Here is a 16,260-nt window from a genome sequence, read left to right as displayed (position 1 = left end):
GCTGGATGGTTTAAGCTTGAAGTTATGAGCTCTCCCCACGCACCCGCCGCCGCGTACGACGCGTTCCTGCCCGAGGCGCTGCGGGCCGCCCGGGCCCAGCGGGACTGGACGCCGGCGGACGGGCCGATGCCGGCGATGTACCTCAGCCACGGCGCCCCGCCGCTGTTCGACGACGGGGCCTGGCTGCGGCAGCTCGCCGGGTGGGCGCAGTCGCTGCCGAAGCCCACGAGCATCCTGATCGTCTCCGCGCACTGGGAGACCGCCCCGCTGATGCTGTCGGCGTCGGCCGCGAACACCCCGCTGGTCTACGATTTCGGCGGCTTCGACCGGCGCTACTACGAGATGACGTACGCGACGCCGGACGCGAGCGGTCTCGCCCGCCGGGTCGCCGCGACCATGCCCGACGGCGAGCCGATCTACCAGCACCCGCGGCGCGGCCTCGACCACGGCGCGTGGGTGCCGCTGATGGCGATGTACCCGCTCGGCGACGTACCGGTGCTGCAGATGAGCATGCCCACCCACGACCCGGCGAAGCTGATGGACATCGGTTCCCGGCTGCGCTCGCTGCGCGAGGAGGGCGTGCTGGTCATCGGCTCCGGCTTCATGGTGCACGGCCTGCCGTTCCTCACCCGCGCGATGGTCCAGCACGGCGAGATCCCCGCCTGGTCGTCGGAGTTCGACGCGTGGGCCGCGGACGCGCTCGCCCGCGGCGACGTCGACGAACTGGCCGCCTATCAGGACCGGGCGCCGGGCATGCCCTACGCACATCCGACGCCCGACCATTACACCCCGCTGTTCGTCACCCTCGGCGCGTCGGCCGACCCGTCGGGGCCGGTCAGGACCGCGATCGAGGGCTACATGCTGGGCTTCTCCAAGCGGTCGTTCCAGACGATCGGCTAACCCTGGGCCTCGATCGACACGGGCTCCCACGTGCGCCACTCGGCGAGGCGGGACTCGTAGTCGGCCGTGGCGATCGCGAGCGGGCCGTCGCCGAAGAACACGCGCAGCGGCGGCTCCTGCGCGTCGACGACCTTCAAGATCGCCGACCGGGTCGCGACCGGGTCACCCGGGGTGCTGACCCGCGCGGCCCGGCCCGCCGCGGCCTTCTCACGAGCCTTCTCGTACGCCGGGAGCGCGGTCGCGTGCTGCGCCGAGGAACCACCCCAGTCGGTGCTGAACCCGCCCGGCTCGACCAGCGTGACCTTGATGCCGAACCCGCTGACCTCAGCGGCGAGGGACTGACTGAAACCCTCGAGGGCCCACTTCGAGGCGTTGTAGATGCCGATGTTCGGGAACGCCGAGATGCCGCCGATCGACGACACCTGGATGACGTTGCCGCCGCCCGCGTCACGCAGGAACGGCAGGGCCGCCTGGGTGACCCAGAGCGCGCCGAACACATTGGTCTCGAACTGGGCCCGGGCCTCCGCCTCGCTGATCTCCTCGATCATGCCGAACTGGCCGTAGCCGGCGTTGTTGACGACCACGTCGAGGCGCCCGAAGTGCTCGTTCGCCCGGGCGACCGCGGCATACACGGCGTCGCGGTCGGTCACGTCGAGTGCGATCGGCAGGATCGCGTCACCGTACGTCGCGGTGAGGTCGTCGAGGGACGCGGTGTCGCGCGCGGTCGCGGCGACCCGGTCGCCCCGGTCGAGGGCGGCGATGGCCCACTCGCGGCCGAAACCGCGCGAGGTGCCGGTGATGAACCAGGTCCTGGCCATCTGCAGATCCTTTCGTCGGTGACTCAGAAGCGCACGGTCACGGTTACCCGGCGATTCAGGGCCTGACGCTTGCTGTCGATGGGATTCACGCCACCGGCACCGACCACCGTGATGGGCTTGCGCACCTTGAGCAGGCGCAGGTAGTCGCGGACCGCCGCGGCCCGGCGACGGGCCAGGACCCGGTTCGCCTTCTTGGCCGCCTTGGACGTCTTGTCGGTCTGCGTGTAACCGGTGACCGTGATGCTCTTCGCGTCCTTCAACGTGCCGACCAGGGAGCGCAGGTGAGCCTTCATGGACGGCGTCAGCTTCACGGTGCCGTAGGAGAACTTCACCGCGCGTACCGTCACGGTGTTGTTCTTGGGCTTGGCCCCTGATCCGGTACGGCCGGCGCACTTGTCGTCCAGCGTGACCCAGTTGCTGTCGCGCACCAGCGTGCCGTCCGGCGCGTGCCCGGTCAGCACGAGCTGGTGCAGACCACCCTCGACGCACGCCTTGCGCGGCATCCGGATCTGCGCCCGGAAACCGCCCATCGAGTTGGTCCGGCCCGTCGCCAGCGTCACCGGTGTCGAGTACAGCGTCAGGACGTACGTGGACGCCGGTGCGAGACCGCCGCCGGTCATGACCGCGGTCGCGCTGGTCAGGGCGGCGTCGACCTGCAGGTTGAGGTCGAGGTTGAGGCGCACCGGCGCGTCCGGGTCCGGTGTGGGCGCGGGCGTGGTGGATGCGGGCGTGGTGGGTGCGGGCGTGGTGGGTGCGGGTGTGGTCGGCGCCGGGGTCGGGCTGGGCGTCGGGGTCACGCTGGGCGTCGGTGAGGGCAGCTCGAACGTGGGATCCGGCGTCGGCACCGTGGGCGCCGGCGTCACCGGTGCGGCCGTCGTCGGCGCGGGTGTGGTCGGTTCAGGGGTGGTCGGGGACGGCGACGGCGACTCCGAGGGCGACTCCGAGGGGGATTCCGACGGGGACGGGGTCGGGCCGGGGTCCGGGATCGCGTACGCGAAGGTCGCCTCCGCCTGGGCCGTGCCGGCGACCAGCGTGACCGTCACGACCTGCTCGGCCGGCACCGCCGGGGTGATGAACGTCAGCCGGGTGCCCGGCACGTTGACGTCGAACTCCGCCGGCCGCAGCGTCACCTCGCCGACCCGGACCGCCTTGACCGTGTCCAGCAGCGAGCCGGTGACGGTCACCGCCGTGCCGCCCGCCGGCGACCCGGAGAGCGGCGAGAGCTGGTTGATCACCGGCGGCACCGCGGTGACGAGCAGCGTGCCGGCGACGTACTGGAACGCGGTGGGATTGGCGTACGAGGCGGTGCTGGCCGCGGTCAGCGTGCCGCCGCGCGGGACGATCTTGTACGTTCCCGCGGTGGTCGGCGCGCTACCCAGCTTGGTCGTGCCCTGGTAGTAGTCGTACCCGACCCCTGCCACCGAGTCCCCGTCGAGCAGGCCGTCGACGACGCTGCCCGGCGTGACCGGCTGCCCCACCGGGACGCTCAGGTCGTCGGCGACCACCGAGATGACCAGCGGCGTACCCACGATCGTGAGTTCGGTCTGCTCGACCGTCTCCCGCTGGTCGGACGCCGCGGTGGCGGCGTTGTAGTTGACCGAGGCCGCCTGCCGGCCGTTGAGCACGCAGGTGCCCGCGGTCAGCGGGGTGACCGTCGTGCCGGACACCCGGCAGATGTCCGGGGTGTCCGAGGTGATGACGACCGCCGCCGGCAGCGCCGCGGCGTTCTGGACGGCCCCGGTCCGCCGGTCGGTGACCTTCGCCGTGACCTGGGCGGTGGTGCCGGCGCCCAGCAGCACCGAGCGCGGGCTGACCGCCAGGGCCAGCTGCGCGTCGGCCTTGGCGATGGTGCCCCTCACCGTCGGCCGCGGGTTGCTCAGCGCGTAGTCGAGCGCGAGCGCACCGGTCAGCTTCGCGTCCGCGGTCAGGTTCACCGGCTTGTCCACCCCGGCCGTGGCGTCGGCGAACGTGCCGGCCGCGGTCGTGACCAGCTGCAGGCTGTCGCCCGCGACCAGGCCGGTGAACGTCGATGTGGTCAGCGCGGCCGCGGTGGTGCCGTCGTAGGTCCGGTCGGCGCGGACCGACGCGATGGCGACGCTGCGCGGGGTGATGGTGATCCGCTTCACCGGCCGGGTGAGCACGTAGTACATGCTGCGGTCGGGGCCGGTGTCCGCCATCTCGATCGAGCGGATCCGCACGTCCCAGGAGGCGAGCGCGGTGCCGTTGCCGCCGCACTCGGTCACCGCGAGCGCCACGTGCCGGGGCAGGCCGGTGTTCCAGTAATCGGTGTCCGGCTTGGCGGCACAGGTGGAGTTCCGGTATTCCCAGATCACGCTGGTGATCGGGTCCGGGACGGCGGTCGCCTGCCACGTGAGGTCGGCCGGCGCGGTCAGCTGTCCCCGGTACCCGAACGAGTCACCGTTGACCGACGCCGGCGTGACGGTGACCGGGGTGCCGGTGATCGTCACGCGGACCGGGGTGACCTCCTCGGCGAGCGTGTAATAGGGCTTGCGCGTGGCCCGGGGCCAGTCGGCCCGGACGTAGTAGTCCCCGGCCGCGGTCGGTGCCCCGTCCTTGGCCGACGCCCACTTCGTGGCGGTGAACTGCGCGGCGGTCACGTACTCGTACCCGGCCGGCGCAGCCACCGTCAGGGTGTCGTCCGGCAGCAGGCCGGTGCTCGTGGTGTCCAGCGTGTAATCGGTGCCGGCCGGGATCGTCAGCCGGTTCGGGCTGCCGTTCGCCCGGGTCGCGACCGAGGCGCCGAGCGCGCACCGGAACGTCTCACGCTGTGCCGGTTTCGTGGCGTCCGTGGGGGTGATCACGATCTCCTTGGTGCCCCACGGGTCGGCGAGCGGGCCGGGCAGATCGGCGAGGTCGATGACCACCTTCGCCGGGGCGTAACTGGTCGGGGTGATCGCGAGCCCGCCGAACGTCACCGTGCCCGCGGCGCCGAACACCGAACCGGTGGCGCTGACCGTGACGACCGCCGGGTTCACCGTGCCGCCGCCGGTGACCGCCCGCGGGGCCGGCAGGCAGGAGCCGTAGGCCGGGCCGGTCGCCAGCGTGATGCCGGTGCCCAGGTACCGGATGCCGTAGTCGGTGGACGCCCGGCCCACGTCGGTGACCACCTCGACGGTCTTCCAGCCCGCGCCGAAGGTCCGCGGCGCCGGGAATGTCAGGGTGCCGGCGGCCAGCGTGATCGGGGTGACCGTCACCGGGTCCGCACTGCTCCCGCTGTACACGGTCACCCGGGTCTGCGCGGGGTCGGTACCGGTCAGGGCCGAGCCCGTCAGGGTGAAGCTCGCGGAGGCGTCCGACAGCGGGTTGAACTCGCGCGGGTCGGCTCGCCCGGCACTCGTGGTCACCGCGATCCGGTCGATCACCGGCGGGGCGATGGCGTCGGTCCAGCGCAGCGCGTCGGCCCGGGACGCGGACAGCGCCGAGTCGGCCGGTGTGACCGTCACCGTCGCCGAGCCCGCGGCGTGTGCCGGGGTGATGAACGTGACGGCGGTGTCGCTCCACGATGTCGTCGCGACCTGCACGCCGTCGACCAGCAGCGTCCCGGCCGGGCCGAAGCCCGAGCCCTGGACCCGGGCCTGCACACCGCCGGCCGCCGGGCTCTGCAGGACCACCCCGAGCTCCGGGTACGTGAACTCGGGCGTCGGGAACGCGAACTGCGCGGCGTACGGGTCGGTGCCCACGTACGTCAGCACCGGGCCGGTGACGCGGACGGCGCCGCGCAGGGTGTCCGGCACGTCGTCCGGGTCGATCAGGATCGGCAGGGTGCCGGCGGTGCCGGTCGGCACGACCACCCCGCTGATCACGGTGCCGTCGCCGGTGGCCGTGTACGCCTCCGCCGCCGCGTCACCGACCTTGATCGCACCGGACGCGCCGAACCCGGCACCGGTGATCGTGACCTGGGCCCCGGCCCCGGTGGCCCACGACGGCACGGCCGCCGGCGCGACGGTACGGATCCCGGCCTCCGGCAGCACCGTCAGCCCGCCCGCCTGGGTGGTGGTGGCGGTGGTCGTGCCGATGACGACGTCCTGCGGGCCGGCCGCGTCGGTCACCGGCACCTCGAACCGGATCGAGGTGGCGTTGGACGTGGTGACCTTCGCCCACACCCCGCCGACGCTGACCCCGACCGTGCCGGCGGTGCCGAAGCCGCTGCCGGTCACGATCACCAGGTCGCCGGGCCGGGCGGTGGCCGGGCTGACCAGCGACACCACGGGCGGGGCGCTCGGCGCGGCCATGGTCAGCGCGAACGGGTCCGAACTGCCGCCGCCCTGCTGGGAGGTGACGCGCACCTCGACCGGGCCGGTGGCCGCGGTCGCCGGGACCACCGCGGTGAGCCGGGTCGCGGTCACCCGGGTCACCGACGGTGACTTCACCCCGCCGATGATCACGGTCGGCCGGCCGGTGGAGCCGAACCCGGTGCCGATCACGGTGACGACCGACCCGCCGGTGTTGGCGACCGTGGCGGGGCTGATCGACGTGATCGAGGGGCGGGCGCCGTACAGGTAGGTGGCGGCGGCCGTGCTCGTCCCGTACGCGTTGGTCGCGGTGATCTTGACCGGCCCGGCCACGACGCCGGGTGGCACCGTGACGTCGATCGTGTCGAGTCCCTGGATCCGGTCGAGCAGCGAGCCCTGGAAGAGGTACTCGGCGCGCTGGATCACCTGGTATCCCGCGAGCTCCTGGTCACCGATCCGGACGGTGAGCGACCCGCCGCCGGAGAGCAGGAAGCGACCCTTGAGCCGCAGTTTGGTCCCGCCGGCGAGCGGGCCGGAGGCAGGAGAGAACGACAGATCCGCCGGTACGGGCTCCTGCCAGGTGACCGGCTTCGAGAAGATCTCCCGGCAGACGTCCGTGCACACCGACGCGGTGAACGTACGGGGACCGCTGCCCCCGTAGTTGAGGTCCACCGAGCTGGGCATCATGAACGGACCCTCGTCGTCGTAGTACCCGTACGGGTACGGCACGAAATACGTGGCGGTGTCGTCGCCGCGCCACGGGAACGACTCGAGCCGGCTGATCGTGTGCCCCTGGCCGTCCGAGATCGCCCAGCGCAGCGGCAGATCGGGGGCCACGCCGTGCCCGCGCAGGACGATCGGGGTGCCCACGGTGAGGACCGCGGGGATGTCCGCGCTGTCGATCGTGAAGTCGTCGGTGTACGTGATCGCGTCGTGAACGGTCGTCGAGCCGTAGTACCGCTGGTAGTCGTAGTTGCTGCTCAGGCGGTAGGTGCAGCTCGTGTTCAGCTTCAGGTCCGCGGTGCCGGGTTGCCGTCCGGGCGCGGCCGGCACCCGCAGGACCAGGGAGGTCAGGCCGCTGTCCGGGTCCAGGGAGCTGCTGATCGTCTGGGCGTACCCGTCACCGATGTAGGAGTACATGTAGCAGCCGTACGGGTCGGAGGTCAGCGTCCCGTCCCGCACGGTGACCGTCGTGCGGGTGTATCCCTGCACCGTGTGGGTGGCGCGCGAGATGCCGACGACCTTCGGTTCGGGGGCCGTCCTCGACCAGGCCACGACCTGGTACGTCGCGATGGTGACCGCGTCCGGCGCGGTGACCCGCACGGTGATCTCGTTACGGCCGTAGCCCAGCGCCACGGTGGCCTGGCCGGAGCCGTTGCGGGGGTACGTCGTCCCGTCCCGGCTAACCACCACCGAGGCACCGGCGGCGGCGGGCACCGCGGTCAGGCCCAGCGACGCCAGATCGGTGAACGCCTGGTAATAGTGCGTGCCGGCGGCGAACGCGGGAGCGAGGCCCGACGTGCGGTCCCCGGACGTGGAGATGCTGAGCGCGCTCAGGGTGGCCACCGGGGAGGCCGGGGCCGCGGCCGCCGGGGCCGGCGCCATGAGCAGGGCGGCCAGCACGGCGGCAGCCGTCCCGGCGGTGAGAAGCGTGCGGATGCGGCCCATGTCTCGTTCCCCCGAACGTCACGGCTGGCCTGACCTCAGCATCTTTGCCCGCGTGCCCGCCCGTCCGGGACCAAACATGAAAAGCCCTCAAAAATCAGAGATCCCGCCAGGTCCAGCGACCGCCGAGCAGCGTCCCGGCCACCGGCATGGCCCGCAGCCGGTCCGTCCCGGCCCGCAGCGGATCCACGTCGAGCACGATCAGGTCGGCCGGCTCGCCCTCCTCGACCCGGGTACGCCCACGGGCGCTGGACGCCAGCGCCACGTCCAGCGGCAGGCGCTGCTCGGGGTGCCAGGCCTCCCGGTCGTCACGGCTGCGGGTGGTCGCCGCCGAGATCGCCGTCCACGGGTCGAGCGGTGCCACCGGGGCATCCGAGCCGAGGCGCAGCGTGGCCCCGGCCGCGTGCAGGGATCCGTACGCGAAGGACCGGCCGGTGCGGCCCGCCCACAGCCGGTCGGCGACGTCCCGGTCGTCCATGGCGTGCTCCGGCTGGACGCTGGCGACCAGGCCGAGCGGGGCGAACCGGGCGAAGTCCGCGGCGCCGACGAGCTGGGCGTGCTCGATGACACCGGGCAGCCCCAGGCGTTCGAACGTGTTGATGACCTCGGTGTTCGCCCGGTCGCCGATGGCATGCACGGCGGCCGCGATGCCGTTGGCCGCCGCACGCTCCAGCAGTGCGGCCAGCTCGGCGGGCGGGACCGAGGAGACGCCGTGCCCGTGGGTGCCGGGGTACTCGTCGACACACCAGGCCGTACGCGTGTTGAGCGAACCGTCCGTGATGACTTTCAGCCGGCCCATCGTGACCAGCCCGGCGGCGTCGAGCACCGCACCCGTGCGCAGTCCGCGGGCGATGGCGTCCTCGAGCCGCTGCGGCCACACCGACGCCTCGACGCGCAGGCCGGTGACGCCCGCCGCGGTCCGGGCCGGCCACTGCGCGACGTTGTCGGCGTTCTCGAAGTCGACGATGCCCACGACCCCGCGCCGGGCCGCGGCGGCTGCCGTCTCCGCGTACGCGTCAGCCGGTGGTTGTCCTTCGTCCAGGTCGTGCAGGGCGTCGAGCCAGGGGCCCTCGCGCAGCATCCCCGAGTCGTCGAGCGCCAGGCCGAACCGGGCGGCGGCCGCCGAGTTGAGCCAGCCGCAGTGCAGGTCGCCGCTGACCAGCACGACCGGGACGTCCCGGGACACCGCGTCGAGGCCGGCCAGCGTGGGCCGGTCCGGCCACAGCGCGTCACGGAATCCGTACCCCATCAGGGTGTCGCCGGGCGCGACGGCCCGGACCGCTTCACCGACCAGGGCCAGCACCCCGGCCGCGCTGCCCGGCCCGGAGACGTCGAGGCGGCGGCGCTGCGTGACCCACTGAGTGAAATGTACGTGTTCGTCCCAGAGGCCCGGGCCGACGAACCGGCCGTCGAGCGGCACCTGATCCGCAGCCGTCACCGTCATCGTCCCGGCCGCCGCGATCCGGACGATCCGGCCACCGTCAAGATGCAGGTCGTACCGCTGGTCGTCACCGTAGAAGCGCGCGTCGCGCAGAACAGAACTCACGCGCAAAGAATCCGCGATCCCGTTGCACAACATGCTTCCGGGGTGCGTCATAGGGGGTGTGACCTTCGAGCAATTCGCGACGGCCCGGCTGCCCAGCCTGCTCCGGTACGCGGTCGTCCTCACCGGCGACCGGGAACTGGCCCAGGACGTCGTGCAGGAGGTGCTGGCCAGAGCACAGATCAGGTGGCGGAAGATCAGCGACGCGGACTCCCCCGAGGCCTACGTGCGCAGGATGGTGCTCAACGAGTACCTCTCCTGGCGGCGTAGCTGGGCCGCCCGCAACATCCACGCCGTCGGTGAACGCCTGGCCGACCTCGACGACCTGCGCGGCGGAGTCCGCGACCACGCCGATCACGTGGTCGAGGCCGACGCGCTGTGGAACCGCCTGGCGACGCTGCCGCGCAAGCAGCGCGCCGTGCTGGTGCTGCGCTACTACGAGCAGATCGACGACATCCAGATCGCCGACCTGCTCGGCTGTTCCCCGGCGACGGTGCGCAGCCACGCGTCGAGGGCGCTCAAGACCCTCCGGCTCTCGTCGGAGCACCAGACCCGGATCCACGCCGAGGAGAAGTCGTGAACGACCACGGAGACCAGCTCCGCGAGGCTTTCCACACCCACGAGAACCAGACCCCCGACCCCGCCGAGGTGTACGCGCGGGTCCAGGATCTGTCCCGTACCTACAAGAACCGCCGCCGGGGCGCCCAGCTGGCCGGAGGTGCCGTGCTCGGCGCCGGCCTGCTCGTCGGGGCGTTCCAGGTCCCGGCCCTGCTGTCGGCCAACCAGAACACCGCCATCACCTCGGTCGCACCGGCCGGGCCGGCCGCCGCGTCCCCGTCGCCGTCGGTCTCGGTCTCCGTCTCGGCCTCGCCCGTGGCTGCCGATCAGGATGATCAGCTGGACGCCTACTTCGCCGGCGGCTACGACTATGACGACGCGGTCAAGCTGGCCAGGATGTGGAACATGAGCAAGAAGAACATCGACGCGGTCAAGGCCCGGGCCGGCCAGGTGCTGCTCGACGGCAAGGACCTCCCGTTCGCCGGCGACCCGGTGGACCAGCAGTCCGCCGAGGAAGCGGCCCAGGTCGCCGCGTTCTTCGACGCCGGCTACGACATCCCGGACGCGGTCGAGCTGTCGAAGCTCTGGCGGACCAAGGACGCGTACGGCGCCAAGGTCATGGGCGGCAAGAAGCTCCTCGCCGGCGAGACCCTCCCGATCCAGCCGTGACACCCCTGCTGCACCGGCGGACGGGTTTCGAGATCGAGCTGATGGCCCCACCGGGCGTCAGCCGCCTCGACCTCGCCACGGACCTGGCCACCCGCCACGGTGGCCGGGTCCGGCCGGTGTGGCACCACGACAGCGAACCGTCGCTGGTCCCGGGTCTGGGCCGCTTCCTGCACCTGACCCGGGGCTTCGAGGTGACCCGGGCCGACGGCACCGAACTGTGCACCCTCGTCGACGACATCACCCTCCTCGACGGCCTCGACCCCCGGGCCCCCGCACCCCCCGGCTGGTTCCGCGTCCTCAGCGACGACCCCCGCCTCCTCAGCCTCCTGGCCCGCCACAGCGACCCGGCCGGCCCCCGGGCCACCGCCCTGGACGCGACGGCCGCCCTCTGGGGCACCAAGGTCCAGCACATCGGCGCCTTCGCCCGCCTGGACGACCACACCGGCGCGACGATCGCCCTGGCGGCCCCGCAAGGTGGGGAACGCGAACGCCCCTGCGAGATCGTCACCCCACCCTTGTCAGCCGATCACGACCAGGCGCTGGAAGAACTCCTCGCCCCGGCCCGCGACCTGGGCTTCACCGTCCCGGTCGAGGCAGCGGTCCACCTCCACCTCGACGGAGCCCCGTTCCGAGACCCGGCCACCCTCGCCAACGTCATCCGCCTCTTCGCGCACTGGCGCCACCCCCTGAGAGCCGTGCTGCGAACCAACCCGGCCTGCGTCCGCCTGGCGCCCCTGCCCGACCTGCTCGTCCAGGCCGTCGAGGGCACCCCGACCTGGGACGACCTGGCAAAGGCGGTGACCGACAGCGAGCTGACGAAGTTCTTCGACATCAACCTCACCCAGCTCTTCAACGACACCCCGATCCGGGACACCATCGAGATCCGCATCCTCCCCGGAGCCATCCAGGCAGCCGACATCATCAACCAGGCCGCCCTGCTGGAACTCCTCCTCGACCGCTGCGCCGACCCCACCCCCATCCCCCGGCCCCCCACCACCCAGGCCGAGGCCACCGAAGCCCTCCTGACCCTCGCCGCCACCACCCTGGCCAACCGCTGACCCCAGCTCCCCACCCCCACGCGGGTAGAGCCGCAGCCCAAGCACGGTCAAGCCCAGATCACCAGCACCACCAAGCCTCACCCCCCACCGCCGCAACCCGCCCCACCCTGCCGCCCCGGCCTCGTCCGGTCTACCCCGGCCGCGTCCGCCCTGGCCGCGCCTGCCCCGGCCGCCCCTGCCCCAGCCGCCCCTGCCCCAGCCGCCCCTGCCCCAGCCGCCCCTGCCCCGGCCGCCCCTGCCCCGGCCGCGCCTGCCCTGGCCGCGCCTGCCCTGGCCCGTCCGCTCTGGCCCGTCTGCCCTGGCCGCGCCTACCCTGGCCGCGCCTGGCCCGTCTGCCCGGCCGCGTCTCGCCTGGCCGCGTCTCGCCTGGCCTGCCCTGCGCCGCCCTCCCAAGCCTGCGCTGCTCAGGTCTGCCCGCCCAGGCCGAGGGCTGCCCAGGCCGAGGGCTGCCTGCCGGTCCCGCGAACAGTCCGGTATCCACGCCTGCATGACGAGGCCACCGCGGCCAGGTGGACCGCGGCCAGGTGGACCGCGGCCAGGTGGACCGCGGCCAGGTGGACCGCGGCCAGGCTGGATCGACAAACTCCATCGAGCCGCACCTTCAGCCGGGCCAGAGACCCAGGCACCCGAAGGCCCACCCCCGCTCTCCCGGGCCCATTGCCGAACCGGCCCGCCCGGACAACGCAGAGCCGATCCGCCGAACCTTGCAGCCAAGGCCCCACCGCCGGCCCACTCGATCCGCCCCGCACCACCATCCACCGCGGGAAACTCCGTCTCGCCATCCCCATGCGGCCAGCCGGACCCGACCGTCACCACAGTCGAACGCGATGTCACCATCCCCGACAACCATGACAACTTCGCGCCAATCCCAATGCCCTTCCCACGCGCCACCCGAGGCCAACCGGGGCGCGTTTCTCCAGTGCCGACCAACCCAACTCCACAGACACGCCCTTCACCGGCTCCACCTTCGCCAGCTTTACCGCCGCCAGGCCCATCCGTTTGCGCCGCCTCCCGGCAGGTCCCTCCCGCTCCACCCGGAGGAGCCTCCCCGGACCTGCCCAAGAGCACCCAAGCGACCTCGACAGAAGGCGCTTCACCAGCTGCGACTGACAGAGTCCCTCCACGCTCGACCGAGCGACCTTCACCGGCCCTGACTGGGAACGTCCCTCCAACCTCGACCAGAAGACCTTCACCACCCCCGGCCAAGAGCGCCCAACCAGCCTCGACCAAAAGACCTTCACCAACCCCGGCCGAGAGCGCCCGACCAGCCTTGACCGGAAGAGCTTCCCCATCCACGGCCCGGCGGACTTCATCAGCTACCACCGAGGAGGCTTCCCCAGCCACCACCGGACGAGCCTCCTCGGCTCCAACCAGGCGAACCTCCCCCGCTCCAACCGGACGCAGATCCCCAGCCCCAACTGGACGTAGATCCCCAGCCCCGACCGGACGCAGATCCCCAGCCCCAACTGGACGCAAGTCCCCAGCCCCAACAGGACGTGGATCCCCAGCCCCGACCGGACGCAGATCCCCAGCCCCAACTGGACGCAAGTCCCCAGCCCCAACAGGACGTGGATCCCCAGCCCCAACCCAGCGCGTTATTTCAGCTCCGACCCGCCGCGCTTCTGCAGCTGCAGACGCCTGCTGCACGGCGAGCAGCGGACGCGTCCGCGCGGGGCCGGCCGGACGAGTGCCGGCGGAGCCCACCACGGCACGCCGCGCCTGCCCGGCCTGGTCATCGGCACACACCGGCAGGTCCCGTCCGGCCGGGGAGTCCGGCGTCGACGCCGAGTCGTCGGCAGCAGGTCGCAGCATCCGGGGCGGGGACGAACGCGCAGGCGTGGGCCGGGAGGGCGCCCGATACGGCGACGTCGGCTGAGATGGGTGTATCGGGTCGGGGACCATCAGAGCCCACGGGTCGCCGGCCTCGCGCAGCCGACGCAGACGTTCGGTGTGGTGCCGGAACTTGCCCCACCTGCGACGGGTCGCATGGTCGCGGCGGAATTGCTCGCGTTCCTCAGAATAGTTACGAGACCTGGTGGGATCGCGCATTTCCGCGACCTGTCCCCTCGTGAACATCTGCAGCTGCCCCATGCACCATATTGTTCCACCGTCCAGCTTCGAACACCGCATCGATCATCAGCCGATTTCCATACTCCACGGAGGAGATCATCGGCCCTTGACGTGGCGATACTCACTGACGCATCCCCGACAAGACTGTGGGCCTCACCACTTGGCACCAAGCAAGCTCGAGACGTACGCTGGAGACACCAAATGAACCTACATAGACAGTCCATTAAGCCTTGTTGTTGACAAATTAAGCGTGCGCCGAAATGGCGGACGGTCCATCTCATAATTGTAATTACGTGTGCCCGTTATGGGATTGGCCTGCTGGGTCGAGGCCACGAGTTGGCGCCGGTCGTTCGGGCGCCCAGCGGGGCGGTTCGAGGCAGGGAGGCGCCTGCTGAACGTGAACGGCCTGGCCCACGTCGGTTCGATGGCCTCGGTGAGGCATGCCCGACGCGGTGTGCGGGGTGGGTGGCCGACCGGCCTGGCGGTACCGGTCGGCCGGGACCCGTCTTACCGGACCGGTCCGGGGTCCCGGCTGCGCCGCGAAACGCAGCCGGGACCAGGTCACGGCCTGCCGCAAGACGGGCCGGGACCCTGACCCCAGCCACGCCGCGAACGTGAGTGGGGTCGCGCCCCGGGCACGCCGCGAAACGTGGCCGGGGCGACAGCCCACCTCGCCGTGGCCGGCGGGGTGGGCTGTGGATCAAGCGTGGTGAGCCACAGTGGATGGCGGCCGAGATACAAACGGCTGACCGGTCGCTGAAGCTGGGCGTCACTGGAGCTGGGCATCACTGGAGCTGGGTGGAAAACCCAGCTGGTCTGATGCCGCAGGCAGTATCAGCGCGGGCCGCCGGACCGGGCCGGATGCAACACGCCAGCTCCACCGGAGCGGACCGGAGCGGACCGGAGCGGAGCGGACCGGCTAGGTGGAGAGGGCCTGCTGAAACAAACGGACCGGATCGACGGACCGGGTGCCCCGGTACCCCGCCGGACCGGAACCAGAGGGCGGTCCAGGCCGGCGGGGTATCGGGTCGAGCGTGTACGGCCGGGCTTGTCAGGCCGGGCTTGTCAGGCCGGGCTTGTCAGGCCGGGCTTGTCAGGCCGGGCTTGTCAGGCGGGGTCCAGGGCCAGGGCGTCGAAGACGAAGTTGGGGCTCAGGAAGCCTTCGCCGCTGCTGCCGCTCAGGACGGAGATGGACATGGTGTTGGTTCCGGCTTTCAGGGCTGCCGCTGGGATGGTGAACGTGTACGTGGCGTTCACTCCTCGCCAGGTTCCTCGGGTTACGCCTCGGGAGTTGAGGTTGGCCGAGGCCGGGGAGGCTGAGGCCGGCGACGTGAAGGTGCCTATCGAGACTGCTGGGCGGCCGCCCGCGAAGCCTCCGGTGATGGCGATCCGGAGGCGGGCTCCGGTGGTGGGCACCGTGGTGAGGTTGAATTTCAGGGCCAGCGGGGAGTTCGTGGCCTTGAACTCGGCCATGGGCAGGGCTGCCGCTCCGGCGGACACGTCGATGGTTCCTGGGGTCCAGGAGGCCATGCGGGGGTCCGAGGGGTGCATGGTCTCGATCTTGTCGGCGTTGCGGAAGCCGGACGGCGTACCGTCGAATGCTCCCAGCTGGAACAACGTGCCAGCCGCCGGCAGGTCGCCGGAGAGGGCGACCGTTGCCGTTCCCCCGGCGGTCACGGTGACCGACTTGGTCGTGCCGACCGCGAGTTCGCCCGCGTACAGGGTCGCCGTGTAGGTGCCGGGGCGGACGTGGCCGATCACGAAGGCGCCGCTCTTGACCGTTCCCCAGTACTGGCCGTTGGTGCCGGCCAGGGCGACCGTGCCGGTCTGGGTGCCGCGCCAGGAACCCGTTGCCGTTCCGCTGACGCCGCCGCGCTGGGCGTTGGACAGCAGGCCCGGGATGTAGGCCGACAGGAAGTCGAGGCTGTGCAGCTCCGGCGTCGTGCCGTCGGTCAGGGCCATCGCGTACGGGCCGTGCAGCCCCGTCCGCAGGGCCTCGGTCTGCTGGTGGCCGCTGAACATGTAGTGCGTGATGTTCACGGCCGAGCCGGTGTCGTTGACCTCGATGTCGCGGAAGAACGGTCCGCCGGAGGCCATCTCCTGGGTGCCCGGGATGATGTAGACGCCGTGACCGTTGCCGCTCGCCCCGAACGGTTTCTGCGCGATGAGGCGCTGGGAGCTGTAGAACTTCGACGCGGTCTGGCCGTTGCTGAACGCGAAGACGTCCTCGCCCTCGACCGTCTTCGTGGTGCCACCGGTCTTTGCCGCGGTGGGCGACGTGGTCAGCAGCGACGGCTTGAGGCGGGTGATGAACCGGGCCTCGTTGGGGTTGAGGGTCTTGGCGATGTTCGTCGCCATGTAGACCGTGTTGTCGTTCTTGCGGGCGTAGTAGTACTGCGTGACGCCGATGGTGGTTTCCGCGACGGTCACCAGGACGGAACCGTTGCCGAACGTCTTGCTCGACACGGTCGCGGCCTTGAAGCCGGACTCGAACTGCCCGGCCGCTCCGGATGCCGCCAGCTCCACACCGTTGTGCTTGAGCGACGTCATCGTGCCGGTGGTGCCGTTGACGAGGAAACTCATGCCCGTACCGCTGTCGAAGGCGACGTTGGCGGCGGCCGAGGCGAGCTGCTCACGACCGACGAAGCCGAGACCGACCGCGACGGCGGCGGCGATCGACGCCGCGGCGAGGACCCTGGTGCGTTTGCGCTGGGACATCCGGAGCA

The 16,260-nt window shown here is 71.6% G+C and carries 8 protein-coding genes; 4 read left to right on the top strand and 4 right to left on the bottom strand.

Annotated features, from left to right (window positions below):
• Window positions 1-24: 24 nt before the first annotated feature.
• On the top strand, window positions 25-900 hold the full coding sequence (locus ACIA6A_RS30270; RefSeq protein WP_396101341.1) for a dioxygenase: 876 nt from the start codon (window positions 25-27) through the stop codon (window positions 898-900).
• On the opposite strand, the gene ACIA6A_RS30265 is transcribed toward ACIA6A_RS30270, so the two are convergent.
• The 3 genes from ACIA6A_RS30265 to ACIA6A_RS30255 form a co-directional block, all read right to left on the bottom strand.
• The gene (locus ACIA6A_RS30265) at window positions 897-1,718 is read right to left on the bottom strand and encodes an SDR family oxidoreductase (protein ID WP_396101340.1); all 822 of its coding nucleotides are present in this window, start codon (window positions 1,716-1,718) and stop codon (window positions 897-899) included. The genes ACIA6A_RS30270 and ACIA6A_RS30265 overlap by 4 nt on opposite strands.
• Before the next feature lie 23 nt (window positions 1,719-1,741).
• The gene (locus tag ACIA6A_RS30260) at window positions 1,742-7,639 is read right to left on the bottom strand and encodes an IPT/TIG domain-containing protein (RefSeq protein WP_396101339.1); all 5,898 of its coding nucleotides are present in this window, start codon (window positions 7,637-7,639) and stop codon (window positions 1,742-1,744) included.
• Window positions 7,640-7,733: 94 nt separating this feature from the next.
• Window positions 7,734-9,182 carry an amidohydrolase gene (locus ACIA6A_RS30255; RefSeq protein WP_396101338.1) on the bottom strand — a complete coding sequence of 483 codons (1,449 nt, stop codon included), beginning with the start codon at window positions 9,180-9,182 and terminating at the stop codon, window positions 7,734-7,736.
• A 58-nt stretch (window positions 9,183-9,240) separates the two neighbouring features.
• On the opposite strand from ACIA6A_RS30255, the gene ACIA6A_RS30250 reads away from it, so the two are divergent.
• The 3 genes from ACIA6A_RS30250 to ACIA6A_RS30240 are packed head-to-tail and all read left to right on the top strand — an operon-like array spanning window position 9,241 to window position 11,464.
• Window positions 9,241-9,759, top strand: coding sequence for a SigE family RNA polymerase sigma factor (locus ACIA6A_RS30250; RefSeq protein WP_396101337.1), 519 nt, complete (start codon window positions 9,241-9,243; stop codon window positions 9,757-9,759).
• Window positions 9,756-10,406 carry a hypothetical protein gene (locus ACIA6A_RS30245; protein ID WP_396101336.1) on the top strand — a complete coding sequence of 217 codons (651 nt, stop codon included), beginning with the start codon at window positions 9,756-9,758 and terminating at the stop codon, window positions 10,404-10,406. Before ACIA6A_RS30250 ends, ACIA6A_RS30245 begins: the two co-directional genes overlap by 4 nt.
• Window positions 10,403-11,464 carry an amidoligase family protein gene (locus ACIA6A_RS30240; protein WP_396101335.1) on the top strand — a complete coding sequence of 354 codons (1,062 nt, stop codon included), beginning with the start codon at window positions 10,403-10,405 and terminating at the stop codon, window positions 11,462-11,464. Before ACIA6A_RS30245 ends, ACIA6A_RS30240 begins: the two co-directional genes overlap by 4 nt.
• 3,177 nt (window positions 11,465-14,641) lie before the next feature.
• Here the strand turns inward: ACIA6A_RS30240 and ACIA6A_RS30235 are convergent.
• Window positions 14,642-16,252, bottom strand: coding sequence for a rhamnogalacturonan lyase B N-terminal domain-containing protein (locus tag ACIA6A_RS30235; protein WP_396101334.1), 1,611 nt, complete (start codon window positions 16,250-16,252; stop codon window positions 14,642-14,644).
• Between the last annotated feature and the right edge of the window lie 8 nt (window positions 16,253-16,260).

This window comes from Actinoplanes sp. NPDC051494 (assembly GCF_044454705.1).
Classification (GTDB): Bacteria; Actinomycetota; Actinomycetes; order Mycobacteriales; family Micromonosporaceae; genus Actinoplanes.
This window is presented reverse-complemented; position numbering and strand designations above follow the sequence as displayed.

What these genes read in the sequence shown, in the direction of transcription:
- ACIA6A_RS30260 (WP_396101339.1), bottom strand. Translation starts at nt 7,639, where the DNA reads ATGGGCCGCATCCGCACGCTTCTCACCGCCGGGACGGCTGCCGCCGTG.
- ACIA6A_RS30235 (WP_396101334.1), bottom strand. Translation starts at nt 16,252, where the DNA reads ATGTCCCAGCGCAAACGCACCAGGGTCCTCGCCGCGGCGTCGATCGCC.
- ACIA6A_RS30270 (WP_396101341.1), top strand. Translation starts at nt 25, where the DNA reads ATGAGCTCTCCCCACGCACCCGCCGCCGCGTACGACGCGTTCCTGCCC.
- ACIA6A_RS30265 (WP_396101340.1), bottom strand. Translation starts at nt 1,718, where the DNA reads ATGGCCAGGACCTGGTTCATCACCGGCACCTCGCGCGGTTTCGGCCGC.